This is a genomic window from Flavobacterium sp. R1_16, assembly GCF_057652095.1.
This window is the reverse complement of the sequence record NZ_JBYFCG010000004.1, coordinates 45,302-57,606: the sequence shown is the minus strand read 5'-3', so window position 1 is coordinate 57,606 and position 12,305 is coordinate 45,302. Positions and strand designations below refer to the sequence as shown.

At 35.0% G+C, this 12,305-nt stretch carries 15 protein-coding genes; 3 read left to right on the top strand and 12 right to left on the bottom strand.

The features are described from left to right. Positions 1-38 precede the first annotated feature (38 nt). On the bottom strand, positions 39-1,271 hold the full coding sequence (locus tag AC23L6_RS08065) for a 3-deoxy-D-manno-octulosonic acid transferase (RefSeq protein WP_487561658.1): 1,233 nt from the start codon (positions 1,269-1,271) through the stop codon (positions 39-41). Positions 1,272-1,371: 100 nt separating this feature from the next. On the opposite strand from AC23L6_RS08065, the gene AC23L6_RS08060 reads away from it, so the two are divergent. Then, positions 1,372-2,502, top strand: coding sequence for a DegT/DnrJ/EryC1/StrS family aminotransferase (locus AC23L6_RS08060; protein ID WP_487561657.1), 1,131 nt, complete (start codon positions 1,372-1,374; stop codon positions 2,500-2,502). Positions 2,503-2,555: 53 nt separating this feature from the next. Then, positions 2,556-3,569 carry a UDP-glucose 4-epimerase GalE gene (gene galE / locus AC23L6_RS08055; protein ID WP_487561656.1) on the top strand — a complete coding sequence of 338 codons (1,014 nt, stop codon included), beginning with the start codon at positions 2,556-2,558 and terminating at the stop codon, positions 3,567-3,569. Between the two features lie 65 nt (positions 3,570-3,634). On the opposite strand, the gene AC23L6_RS08050 is transcribed toward galE, so the two are convergent. The 11 genes from AC23L6_RS08050 to AC23L6_RS08000 all read right to left on the bottom strand — a co-directional run bounded on the left by AC23L6_RS08050 (position 3,635) and on the right by AC23L6_RS08000 (position 11,290). Beyond that, the gene (locus tag AC23L6_RS08050) at positions 3,635-5,071 is read right to left on the bottom strand and encodes a peptidoglycan DD-metalloendopeptidase family protein (RefSeq protein WP_487561655.1); all 1,437 of its coding nucleotides are present in this window, start codon (positions 5,069-5,071) and stop codon (positions 3,635-3,637) included. 69 nt (positions 5,072-5,140) lie between these two features. After that, entirely contained in the window at positions 5,141-5,401 is a 261-nt protein-coding gene (locus AC23L6_RS08045; RefSeq protein ID WP_487561654.1) for a hypothetical protein, read from the bottom strand. A gap of 98 nt (positions 5,402-5,499) precedes the next feature. Next, entirely contained in the window at positions 5,500-6,369 is an 870-nt protein-coding gene (fabD, locus tag AC23L6_RS08040; RefSeq protein ID WP_487561653.1) for an ACP S-malonyltransferase, read from the bottom strand. 55 nt (positions 6,370-6,424) lie between these two features. After that, on the bottom strand, positions 6,425-6,952 hold the full coding sequence (locus AC23L6_RS08035) for an NADPH-dependent FMN reductase (protein WP_487561652.1): 528 nt from the start codon (positions 6,950-6,952) through the stop codon (positions 6,425-6,427). After that, positions 6,949-7,179 carry a (4Fe-4S)-binding protein gene (locus tag AC23L6_RS08030; RefSeq protein ID WP_487561651.1) on the bottom strand — a complete coding sequence of 77 codons (231 nt, stop codon included), beginning with the start codon at positions 7,177-7,179 and terminating at the stop codon, positions 6,949-6,951. The genes AC23L6_RS08035 and AC23L6_RS08030 overlap by 4 nt, the downstream gene beginning before the upstream one ends. A 3-nt stretch (positions 7,180-7,182) precedes the next feature. Continuing rightward, positions 7,183-7,590, bottom strand: a complete 408-nt coding sequence (locus AC23L6_RS08025) for an OsmC family protein (RefSeq protein WP_487561650.1) — start codon at positions 7,588-7,590, stop codon at positions 7,183-7,185. Between the two features lie 2 nt (positions 7,591-7,592). Further along, entirely contained in the window at positions 7,593-7,874 is a 282-nt protein-coding gene (locus tag AC23L6_RS08020; RefSeq protein WP_487561649.1) for a GNAT family N-acetyltransferase, read from the bottom strand. 81 nt (positions 7,875-7,955) lie between these two features. After that, positions 7,956-8,672 carry a pirin family protein gene (locus AC23L6_RS08015; RefSeq protein WP_487561648.1) on the bottom strand — a complete coding sequence of 239 codons (717 nt, stop codon included), beginning with the start codon at positions 8,670-8,672 and terminating at the stop codon, positions 7,956-7,958. A gap of 111 nt (positions 8,673-8,783) precedes the next feature. After that, positions 8,784-9,359 carry a Crp/Fnr family transcriptional regulator gene (locus tag AC23L6_RS08010; protein ID WP_487561647.1) on the bottom strand — a complete coding sequence of 192 codons (576 nt, stop codon included), beginning with the start codon at positions 9,357-9,359 and terminating at the stop codon, positions 8,784-8,786. A 60-nt stretch (positions 9,360-9,419) separates the two neighbouring features. Continuing rightward, complete coding sequence (locus tag AC23L6_RS08005; protein WP_487561646.1) at positions 9,420-10,058, bottom strand: putative polyvalent protein kinase domain-containing protein; 639 nt, start codon at positions 10,056-10,058, stop codon at positions 9,420-9,422. Positions 10,059-10,336: 278 nt separating this feature from the next. Then, positions 10,337-11,290, bottom strand: a complete 954-nt coding sequence (locus AC23L6_RS08000; RefSeq protein WP_487561645.1) for a hypothetical protein — start codon at positions 11,288-11,290, stop codon at positions 10,337-10,339. A gap of 451 nt (positions 11,291-11,741) precedes the next feature. Here AC23L6_RS08000 and AC23L6_RS07995 point away from each other — a divergent pair, with 451 nt between their 5' ends. Further along, entirely contained in the window at positions 11,742-12,299 is a 558-nt protein-coding gene (locus AC23L6_RS07995) for a sugar O-acetyltransferase (protein WP_487561644.1), read from the top strand. Positions 12,300-12,305 lie beyond the last annotated feature (6 nt).

Below are 12,305 nucleotides of genomic sequence, written 5' to 3'. Positions count from 1 at the left end.
ACAATGTATATTTTAAAGAATAGATTTTGTTAGGAATTTCAGGAATTAAAGTAGTTTAAAATGGTATTCGTAGCTCCTTTATTCATTGCTACAAAAGTGCTACAAATATGTCCTTTTTCGTTTCTAATATCAATATTTTGTATTAAATTTTCAAAAGCTTCTGCTAATTCTTCACCATTTGAAATAGAAATACAACCCTCCATATTGACTAAGGCTGTTGCTTCAGCAAAATGAGAATAATTTGGACCTATCACAATTGGAATTCCAAAAGTTGCTGGTTCTAGAATATTGTGCACTCCAGGATTACCAAAACCACCGCCAACATAGGCAATATCAGCATAACTGTATACTTTAGTCAGAATCCCTATAGTGTCAATGATGAAAACATCATAATCAGAAAGATGCTGCTGCTCTTTTTCAGAAAACAAAACCACCTTTTTTGAAATGCTATTTTTTAATTCTTGAATTTGTTCCGATTTAATGTTGTGAGGCGCAATTATAAATTTGATAGGATGTATAGCAGTGTTGATGAAATCGACTATTATATTTTCATCTTTTGGCCACGAACTTCCTATAACAATCGTTAGCGTATTGTTTTTGAATTGAGAAATGTAATCCAACGTATTGTCTTTTTCTAAAATTGAAATGACGCGATCAAAACGAGTGTCTCCAGAAACAGTAACATTTGATTTTCCGAGTTGCAACAGTAATTCCTTTGATGTGGAATTTTGAACAAAAAAATATTCGAATGTATCCAAAGCCTTTCTGTAGAACCCGCCATACCACTTAAAAAACAATTGATTTTCTCTAAAAATACCCGATAGTAAAAAGGTTCTGATTTGTTGTTTTTTTAATTTTTTTAGATAATTAGGCCAATACTCATATTTTATGAAGAAAACCATATCTGGCCGAACAAGTTGGATGAATTTTTCAGCATTCTTTTTAGTGTCTAGCGGAAGATAAACGGTAACATCGGCAATAGTATTGTTCTTTCGAACTTCATAACCTGAAGGAGAGAAAAAAGTCAAAACAATTTTATGATTTGGATATTTTCGTTTCATTTTTTCTATAACAGGTAGCCCTTGCTCGTATTCTCCCAATGAGGCAGCATGAAACCAAATGGACTTATCATACGCCATTATTTTGCGAGATAATGTTGTAAAAACAGTTTGTCTGCCTTCCACAAAAAGTTTTATCTTTGGGCTAAATGGAACAATAAATTTTAGCAGAAATTCTGCCAAAACCATTATTAAATTGTACAAGAAATGCATAAGGTCAAAAATTGTGTGGCTAAAATACACCTCTTTGTAGAATTTTCATTGCTGTACGTCATTAAATTAGTAATTTTGCGTGCAATTAATTTATAAGTTGATGAGAAAAATCCAAATGGTTGACCTCAAAAGTCAATACGATACCATAAGAGAGACAGTAAATGCTTCAATTCAAGAGGTCTTAGAAACTTCAACCTATATCAACGGACCACAAGTTCACCAATTTCAAAAAAATCTAGAAGAGTATCTCGGGGTAAAGCACGTAATTCCTTGCGCAAACGGAACAGATGCTTTGCAAATCGCTATGATGGGACTAGATTTAAAGCTTGGAGACGAGGTTATTACAGCCGATTTTACTTTTGCAGCAACTGTTGAAGTAATTGCTCTTTTGCAATTAACGCCTGTTTTAGTGGATGTAGATTTGGTAAATATGAATATTTCCATCGAAGCCATAAAAAAAGCAATCACACCTAAAACAAAAGCGATTGTGCCCGTACATTTATTTGGTCGTGCTGCTAATATGGAAGCGATTATGCGAATTGCAAATGAACATAATTTATATGTTATTGAAGACAATGCACAAGCTATAGGAGCTAATTGTAAATTTTCCGATGGTTCGAAGAAAAAAGCAGGAACTATTGGACATGTCGGAGCTACCTCATTTTTTCCTTCTAAAAACTTAGGTTGTTATGGTGATGGTGGGGCTATTTTTACTAATGATGATGCACTAGCTCATAAACTTCGTGGAATTGTAAATCACGGAATGTATGTGCGTTACCATCACGATGTTGTTGGGGTAAATTCTAGATTAGACAGTATTCAAGCTGCTGTGCTGAATGCTAAATTACCGTTGTTAGATGCTTACAATACAGCACGACAAAATGCAGCAAGAAAATATACTGCAGCTTTTGAAGGTCATAAAAATATTATTGCGCCAAGTATTTGTGATATTTGCGATTGTCACGTCTTTCATCAATATACGATTCGAATTATTGATGCAGATAGAGATGGTTTAATGCAGCATTTATTAGACAAAGGAATTCCATGCGCCATTTATTACCCAATTCCGTTACATTCACAAAAAGCGTATTTGGATGCCCGCTACAAAGAAGAAGATTTCCCAATAACAAATCAGTTGGTAAAAGAAGTAATTTCGCTCCCTATGCACACTGAGTTAGATGAAGAACAAATCGAATTCATAACCAATAGCGTTTTAGAGTTTTTAAAATAAAAGAATATAGTGACGAATTTTTCGTTAGTTTATAAATACACAAATTTCAAAATATGAAAGTTTTAGTTACAGGAGGATTAGGTTTTATAGGTTCTCATACAGTAGTCGAATTACAAAATGAGGGTTTTGAAGTAGTTATAATTGATAATCTTTCCAATTCTTCTGAAGAGGTTTTAAAAGGAATAGTTGCCATTTCTGGTAAAACCCCAATTTTTGAGAAAATGGATTTAAGAGACAAAGCAGCTGTTCAAAGTTTTTTCAAAAAGCACAATGATGTAGCGGGTGTTATTCATTTTGCCGCTTCAAAAGCAGTAGGCGAAAGCGTTGAAAACCCATTATTGTATTACGAAAATAACATCAATGCTTTAGTTTACATTTTGCAAGAATTGCAACAAAAACCAGAAGCTAATTTTATTTTCAGTTCTTCTTGTACGGTTTATGGACAAGCCGAAAAAATGCCAATCACAGAAGATGCATCGGTTCAAGTTGCTATGTCGCCTTACGGAAATACCAAACAAATAGGCGAAGAAATAATTACAGATGTAACTAAAGTTACTACTATCAATGCTATTTTATTGCGTTATTTCAATCCAATTGGAGCGCATCCTTCTGCTGAAATAGGTGAATTGCCAATTGGAGTTCCTCAAAATTTAGTTCCTTTTATCACACAAACTGGGATTGGTTTAAGAAAAGAATTATCAGTTTATGGAGACGATTATCCTACTCCAGACGGTACTTGCATACGAGACTATATTCACGTAGTAGATTTAGCCAAAGCTCATGTGGTGGCCTTACAGCGTTTAATCAATAAAAAGAATTTGACCAAAGTAGAAACCTTTAACTTAGGTACTGGCACAGGAAGTTCAGTACTTGAGGTGATCAAAGCTTTTGAAAAAGTAAGCGGACAAAAACTGCCTTACAAAATTGTAGCAAGAAGAGAAGGAGATATCACATCGGCTTATGCAAATACGGATAAAGCCAATACGGTTTTAGGATGGAAAGCTCAGTCTACTTTGGAAGAAGCATTAGCTAGTGCATGGAAGTGGGAGCAGAAAATAAGAAGTTAGATTTTTAATTTATAATAATCTAAATCCCAAATTATCGTCAAGATAGTTTGGGATTTTTTTTGAATTTATTGTTTTATAATTTTTTTAATGGTTCTGCTTTTAGTTGAAGCGATATTTAAAAAGTAAATACCTGAGGATAAATCTTCAACGGAAAAAGTTTTTTGAAGTATTCCATTAGCAGATTTTATTTTTTCTTCTCTTAAAATTTGACCCGTAATACTTGATAAAGTCAAAGTGTAGTTGTCATTTTCAATTCCTTCGCCTGAAAACTGAAAAATATTTTTTGTAGGATTAGGAGCAACAGTAAAGACATCAATTTGATGGCTTTCAATCGCTAATGGATTTTTAGTAATAGTAAATGTCTTGGAACAACTAACGCCATTGTAAGTGGCTTTGAAAGTGTAAAGTCCTTCAACCGTTGGTAATAATTTGGAAAACCCCCAATATCTCAATTTACTATAGGTTGGGAAAGTTTGTGACCAACTATTGAAAACCGTTCCGTTAGGGTTTAGAATTTCTAAATTTATAGTTGCTGCAGCAGGAAGCTCTCTTAAAAACACATAAAATTTGGCATATCCAGCAGCTAATCCTGCACCTAGAAAGGGGATTACAAAAGTGTCACTTTCAGTAAGCACATCACTATTGGGGCAGTTGGCAAGAGTAATATCAGTGGTATTTACAGATACTCTCATGATGGCAGGTTCTGAATGTGGTCTTTGTGAAGCCCACCAAGAATTGGTATTTAAAGTATTACAGGAGCCTGCAAAGGGATCTTTATACGTTTCTTTAGTACTACCACTCCAAACTTCAAAATGCAAGTGTGGACCAGAAGCACTACCAGAACTTCCCACAATCCCTAATTTTTCTCCAGCGACCACAGTTTGACCCACCGACTTGGATGTCACTGAATTTTTTTTCATGTGCCAATACAAGGCATAACTACCGTCTGCGTGTTGAATTATAATAGAATTTGCAGTCAATGTATTGGATGAACAGTTTCTGTCAAAATTCCCATCTGCTTTCTGAATAATCGTTCCGAGAGCAGCTGCAATAACCTCTACTTCGTTGTTTTCCATTTTGTTAAACGCATAAGGCCAAATGGCAATATCCGTTCCATGATGCCCGTCATAGGTATTAGACTCACAATTGTAATCTTGAATAGCTGTTGTTGCTGTGTTTTGGTCAACATAAGCTGCGATAAAGTGGTATTCACATTGCGTAAAACTGGAAGCTTGTTTCAAGGGCCAAAGTAAAGATGTGGCTAGAGCACTTTTATTAGATCTTGTGTCTAATCTAAATTTTTTGATATTATCTGCTACTTCTTTGTTTAGGATGGCATATTCTTCGGATGAAATACAAGGGTTTTTCTCATCGTTTCTAGGGAATGTATAGCTACCTTTTGTTTCAAACTCAGCTATTTTTTCTTGTCCTCTTACTATGGAAATCCACAAAAGAAGAAAGACAACAACTACAATTTGAATTATTTTTACAAAGTATTTCATCTTTCTAAGATAGAATTACAGTATCAAAAGTAGCAATAATAATTATGCAAACGGCTTATAATGAGTAATTTATTTATTTACTGATTCTTTTACTTTTTTTGCAGCTTCTTCTACTTTTTGTGCGCTTTTGACAACTATAGTATCTACTTTAGATTTCACTTTTATTTTTGTAGAATCCAAAGCGGTTTCGGCTTTTATTGTAGCTGAATCTATTGTTTCTTTTATTTCGGTTCCAATCGCATTTTTGGCATCGTCTAATTTTTCTTTGGTTTCAGGTTTACAAGAAATTAGCAATATAATGAACACTAGTGTTGTGAAAATGTTTTTCATGATATTTTTTGGTTTAGATTTATGTACTAAGATAATTAAAAAAAGTCCTCATAAATATTTAGTTATGAGGACTTTTAGTTTTTGTTTTTTGAATTTTATTAAGCAGAAATCGTTTCTACTTCTTTATCAATTTTATTCACTAATCCAACCAAAACTTTCCCTGGACCAACTTCAGTGAAACTAGTCGCTCCATCTTTTATCATTTGTTGTACCGATTGGGTCCATTTTACTGGGGCTGTCAATTGAATAATTAGGTTTTTTTTGATTTCATTTGGGTCAGAAACCGCACTTGCTGTTACGTTTTGATACACAGGACAAATAGGAGTAGCGAAGGTAGTGGCCTCAATCGCAGCAGCTAGTTCTTCTCTAGCAGGCTCCATCATAGGGGAGTGGAAAGCGCCACCAACAGGTAAAATCAAAGCGCGTTTCGCTCCAGCCTCTTTCATTTTTTCACAAGCCAATTCTACTGCTTTGTATTCTCCTGAGATAACCAATTGTCCCGGACAGTTATAATTGGCAGCTACAACAACTCCATCAATAGACGCGCAAATGTCTTCTACGATTGAATCGTCTAGGTTCAAAACCGCAGCCATCGTTGAAGGTGTAATTTCGCAAGCTTTTTGCATGGCTATAGCACGCTGAGAAACCAATTTCAAGGCATCTTCGAAAGATAAAGCACCATTGGCAACCAATGCGGAAAATTCGCCCAAAGAATGACCAGCAACCATATCCGGTTTAATATCTAGTGTTTTTGCAAGAATAACCGAATGTAAAAAAACAGCAGGCTGTGTCACTTTGGTTTCTTTCAATTCTTCGGCAGTGCCTTCAAACATAATATCGGTGATTCTAAAACCTAGAATGTCATTCGCTTTTTCGAATAATTCCTTGGCTAAAGCCGAATTTTCATATAAATCTTTACCCATTCCGGTAAATTGAGCTCCTTGTCCAGGAAAAACGTATGCTTTCATGTGATGCTGAATTGTTAGTTTTTGTTGAATTTGAAAGGCAAAAGTACTAATAAAATTAAAATTCAATTGATTTGATGGTATCCAATAACTGATTTTTCAATTCGGGATTAATAATTCCATGTACAACATCAAAATTTTCATAAAAACTAGGCAAGGAAAAGCTACCTTTTACAACCGCACCCTGAAACGGAAACCGTTTAGTAGCAATATCTAGAACAGTACTTCCGCCTCTCGCTCCCGGCGAAGTGGCTAATAGTAACATGGGTTTTTCTTGAAACGTTTTAGCATTAATTCTCGAAGCCCAATCTAAAGTGTTTTTGAAAGCCGAAGAATAGGCTCCGTTATGTTCTGCAAGCGAAAGCACAATCAAATCAGCAGTGCCTATTTTGGCATAAAAATCATGGGCTAGTGAATGAATTCCTTGTTCTTTTTCTTTGTCTACAGAAAAAACAGGCATTTCATAATCGTTTAAATCTAAAACTTCAACTTCAGCATTTTCAAACAAATGGGCAGCATACACCGCCAGCTGTTTGTTGATAGAATTTCTACTCGATGAACCAGCAAAAGCTATGATTTTCTTCATTTATTGGTATTTAAATAATAGGTTAGTGCACCCGAAGGGCATTTTTTTATGGTTTCAATAATGTTCTCAGTAGTCGAGTTTTCAGGAGTAATCCATGGCTTTTCTTTGGGTTTGAAAACATCGGGATTATTTCGAACGCAATTTCCAGAATGTATGCATTTTCCAGATTGCCATACAATGGTTACTTCTCCATTACTGTATTCTTTGATGAGGTTTTTAGGATCCATGATTTATAGTGTGGTGTTAATGAGTACTTGATTTTTTAAAATTTTAGAAACGGGACATTTTTCGGCTATTATCAGCAATCGAGCTTTAATTTCTTCGGATACGGCTGTTGAAAAAGTAATCTCACGGCTAATGGTAGTAACTATTTCACCCGCGTTTTCCTGAGTCAAATTGAGTGATATAGAAATTTCTGGAATGTCCCAACCTTTGCGGTCAATGTACATGCGCAAGGTCGATAGGGTACAACTCGCCAACGACGCTAAAAAAGTTGAAAATGGGTCAGGCCCAATATTTTGTCCGCCCACATTCTCGGGTTCGTCCATCAGTAACGTGCCATTGCGCCATGAAATAGTACAAAGGTATTTTTGGGAACCAATTTGACCAACGATGTCCTGTTCTAACAATTTTTCCATAATTATAAAACGTCTTTAAATGCAGGGGTTTTATCAAAAACACTTTTAGCAAAAGGGCAAAGAGGAATAATTTTAATGCCGTTTTCTCGTGCATACTCGACCGCTTTGGTTACCATTTTTTTACCAAAACCTTTCCCTTCATTGCCTGGGTTTACTTCCGTGTGTTCAATGATGATTTTGTCCTTGCCTGCAAAAACAAAGGTCATCATGGCCTCGTGTTTTTCATCGACATCAATGAAGAAAAATCCTTTATCCCCATTGATTTTTAGTTGTACTTCACTCATAAATTCTATTTAACTGATTACTGAATACTGACCACTGATCACTGAATACTGATCAATGACCACTGATTACCGACCACTCCTTTACTGCTCCATAGGAATTTCCATAACTAAAAATTTAGCGTCAGTATTGGCTTTAATCTCAATTGCGGAAGTTTCCCAAATACCAATAGCATCTCTTTTTTCTAATTTCTCACCATCCACTTCAATATCACCTTCAATAGTCATGATGTAAAAACCATTGCCTTCTTTTTTCAACGCAAGTTGTTTCGAAAAACCTTTATCAAAATCACTCAAATAAAACCAAGCGTCTTGATGAATCCATACGCCAGCATCATCGGCATTTGGAGATAGTATTTGCGCAAAATCATTTTTTTCTAAAGATTTGTCCAAAGTAATTTGTTGGTATCGAGGCACTACATTTCTCACTTTTGGAAATAACCAAATTTGGAAAAGTTTAGTCTGTTGGTCCGCATTAGGATTGAACTCACTGTGTTGAATTCCAGTTCCAGCACTCATGACTTGCACATCGCCCGTTTTGATAGTTTCTGCATTTCCCATGCTGTCTTTGTGAGCCAAATCACCTTCGAGTGGAATAGTGATAATTTCCATATTGTCGTGCGGATGCGTTCCAAAACCAATTCCAGCAGCAATAGTATCATCGTTCAAAACGCGTAACACTCCGAATTGTACTCGTTCTGGATTATACCAACTGGCAAAACTAAAACTATGATACGCATTCAACCAACCATGGTTAGCATGACCTCTTGTATTCGCTCTGTGTATAACTGTATTTTTCATATCGTATAAATTTAGTAATTATTATGATACAAATGTACAATGGGCAGTAGCAGAACTCACTTAACCTAGATTAAGAAATGAGTGTTTCGGGTTTTAGTGGGTGAATTAGAGCTATTTCTTCAACAGCCGTGCTTTCATTTTGCTGAAAAACTCAGGCGTGACGCCAATATAGGAAGCAATGTGTTTTTGAGGGATTTTTTGAATCAAGGTTGGGTATTTGCTACAGAATTTTTCAAAACGCTCCTCAGCAGTCAAACTCAGGTTGTCCATCAATCGTTCTTGATGCACTACCAGTGAGTTTTCGGTCAATATTCTAAAAAAGCGTTCCAACTTTGGGATATCATGATACAATTGCTGATGATGTGCTTTTGAGATAACTACAATTTCGGCATCTTCTAGCACCTCGATAAATAAATTTCCGGGTTTTTCAGCAATATAGCTGTACATATCCCCAATCCACCAGCCTTCACAGGCAAAATGCAAGACGTGCTCGATAATGTTGTCGTTAATGTTGAAACTGCGCAGAATACCAGAATTCACAAAATAAGTATATCGGGATATCTCACCAGCACTCAACAAAATGGTTTTGGTTTTTACAGTTTTCGTTTCCGTTTTAGATAGAAACAACTGCTCTTCTTCTGCAGTTAATGTAACGTACTTGGAGATATTTTGAAGGATGGATTGCATTGGTTCAAAAGTATCATTTTTTATTTGTTTTTTAAGTAGAGTTCTTTGTTAGCGGTAGTCTTAAATTTTCCAGAAATTTTCGGTCAAATAAAAGACGGTATCAATAAAGTATAGTATTCCATTTCTGGTCAATACATTTTCATCGTGTAAATCTTCCAAAATTATTCCTAAATCAGGGTTGTAATAATCATTATTACGATTGTTTTCAAACCCGTTTAGCGTTAGAAACGCTTTAACATCGGTCAGATTTGTATTAGATGTTATTGAGACATAATTCTGTTTCACTACTGCATATAAAACCTCATTGTCTTTGGTAAATCCAATAAGTTCATATGCTGTGTCTGAAAAAAAATAGTTGTGCAATAATAAGTTGTAAAAATAATCTTTCCATGAACTGTAGTAAATACTGTCGTTTAGTTTTAAGACGTGCTCGCTATCTTTTAGATAAACTTTTTGTTCAGCACCTTCACTGACATATTGAGAGAAATCAATGTCTTTTATCCAGAGATTATTCGCTGAAATGTACTTTTCTAACTTCTCTGTTTCTTGTTTTTTGAAATGCTTTTCGACTTCAAAAGTTGGGCTTGCTTTCTCGCCATTGTTAAGGTAACGGGAGACTGCTTGGATAGTTGCTCCAAACCTAATTTCGCTCTTTCCTGAAAGGACATTGTGTAGTTCATCTTTTAAGTGATTTTGCATTCACAAATATAAATAAAGATTTTTAAGTTTAAACTCAACGTTCAAATTTAAAAAGTTTAAGCTTATTAGCTTTCAGCGTTTTTAATATGTTTTCTTTTGTTGTAATATAAAGATACAGAAGTTTATCTTTTGAAAATGGAGTGATGAAAAATTAGTGCTATGGTTTGCGGTTTTGCAGAAGTTATACGAGAGGAGATATTTTGAAGGATGGATTTCATAGTCCAAAAATATCATTTTTCATTTGTTTTTAAAGCACAGTTCTTTGTTATATGCAGGTTTTATACGTTTTTCATTTCCCACCTATATTCAACACCTTTGAAATCACTGTCCTTCAGATATGAGCCGAAAATTGTGGCTTTCTTCAATTCAGTTAATTCTTTTGCGATTTCTGGTAAATCATTTTCAGTTAAATTCACATCGAGTAAATCAATTCTATTAGTAATTGTTGGAAAGTTTGGTTGATAAATAGCATCACGAAATGGATTTAGTTTATCTTCTTGTGACATAAACCAAATATTTTGAGAGTAATTATTTCCTAGGTTATCCCTATATTGAACATAAATTTCAAATGAACCAGTTCCGATTGGATAATCAATAGGAATAATAATTTTTTTGCTTTTTGGGAAAGAGTGATATATTCCTCTTTCAGAAATCCCCCAAATTTCTTCTGCTATTAAATCTAAGTTTACATTTTGCTTATGTTCATCTTTTATATATTTTTCGATAAATACACTATGTGGATAATCTTCTTCATTTTCTGTAACAAATAACCAAATATCAATATCAAATGCTGGATGTTCACTTTCATTGAATATTATTAAAGAATTTATTCCTCTAATAACTTTGGAACTATATTGTAAAAAAGGAAGATTTGAAAGACGAATCTGTTCATTCATCATAAAAACTGATTTTTCTTGAGCATCAGCTGTACGGGATAATTCCTCTCTTGTATATTCTAACTCTTTTCGTTGTAAGGCAAGTTCAATTTTTTGTAAATAAATTGTGTAAATAATTGCTGCTAAAGCCAAACCGGAAAACAGTGAATTAACTGCACCAAATGTGTCAGCAAAAGCTCCACTTTTTGACCAATCTGAAAATGCCAACCAGCTTATTTCCGCAGACATTGCCCAAATAATGACAATGATTATCATTAGCTTTTGTAATGATATTATTTTTTTTTCATCTGTATTTTGTTTTGGAGTGTTAATCATAAGTTGTGTAAACTTGTGCATACGCACTACTTTATATCGTATTATCTTCCAAATATAAATAAAATAATTCAGCAAAACCTTTAAATTATCAGAGGAAGAAATAGTATATAAAGCGCTGTAAAAAGGAGTTTCTCTAGCAAATACCCGTAGTTTGAGGCTTTTTTTACTAAAAAAATACCTTTTCGGGTTGCAGCCCGGAACTCTCGGGCTACAGCCCGAAGCCTTCGGGTTCAATCCCAGAACCTTCGGGCTCGACCCCAAAGCTCTCGGGTTCAATCCCGCAATTTACGGGCTGTATCCCGAAGCTTTCGGGATCAATACCCAAACTCTTGGGATGTACCCCAAAAGGTTTGGGCTATACTATTTTTGTAGAAATTCCTAAAGAATGTGTATTCGTTTTAACCACGCATTTTCAGAATGTCTTTTCCAGCGAAGTATTGGTTTATTTAATAGGTTGGGGTATATTTGGATTATGAAAACCGAAAAAGAGAAAATGCTTGCTGGTGAAATCTATTTTGCCAATGACGATGTTTTAGTGACAGAGCGAACTAAGGCCAAAAAATTATTACACAAATTGAATGTCACTGAATACCTAATGAATGAAAAGGCTAAGACTATTTTGAGCCAATTATTGCCCAATGCAGGCAAAGGATTGTACATAGAGCCACCGTTTCATTGTGATTATGGCTATAACATTCATTGTGGAGAAAATGTGTATTTCAATGTAAACTGCGTCGTTCTTGACACCATGAAAATCGAAATTGGAAACAATGTGTTCTTTGGTCCTGGTGTTCATATCTACACCGCAACTCATCCACTGAATCCCATTCAAAGACGAACGGTAGAATTTTCAAAACCCATTTTCATAGGTGATGATTGTTGGATAGGAGGGAATGCAGTTATTTGCCCCGGAGTTACAATAGGAAGCGGTTGTACCATTGGCGCGGGAGCCGTCGTGACAAAAGATATTCCAGAGCATTCATTGGCAGTTGGAAATCCCGCCAAGGTCATTCGAAAAATAAATCCATAAAAAAAG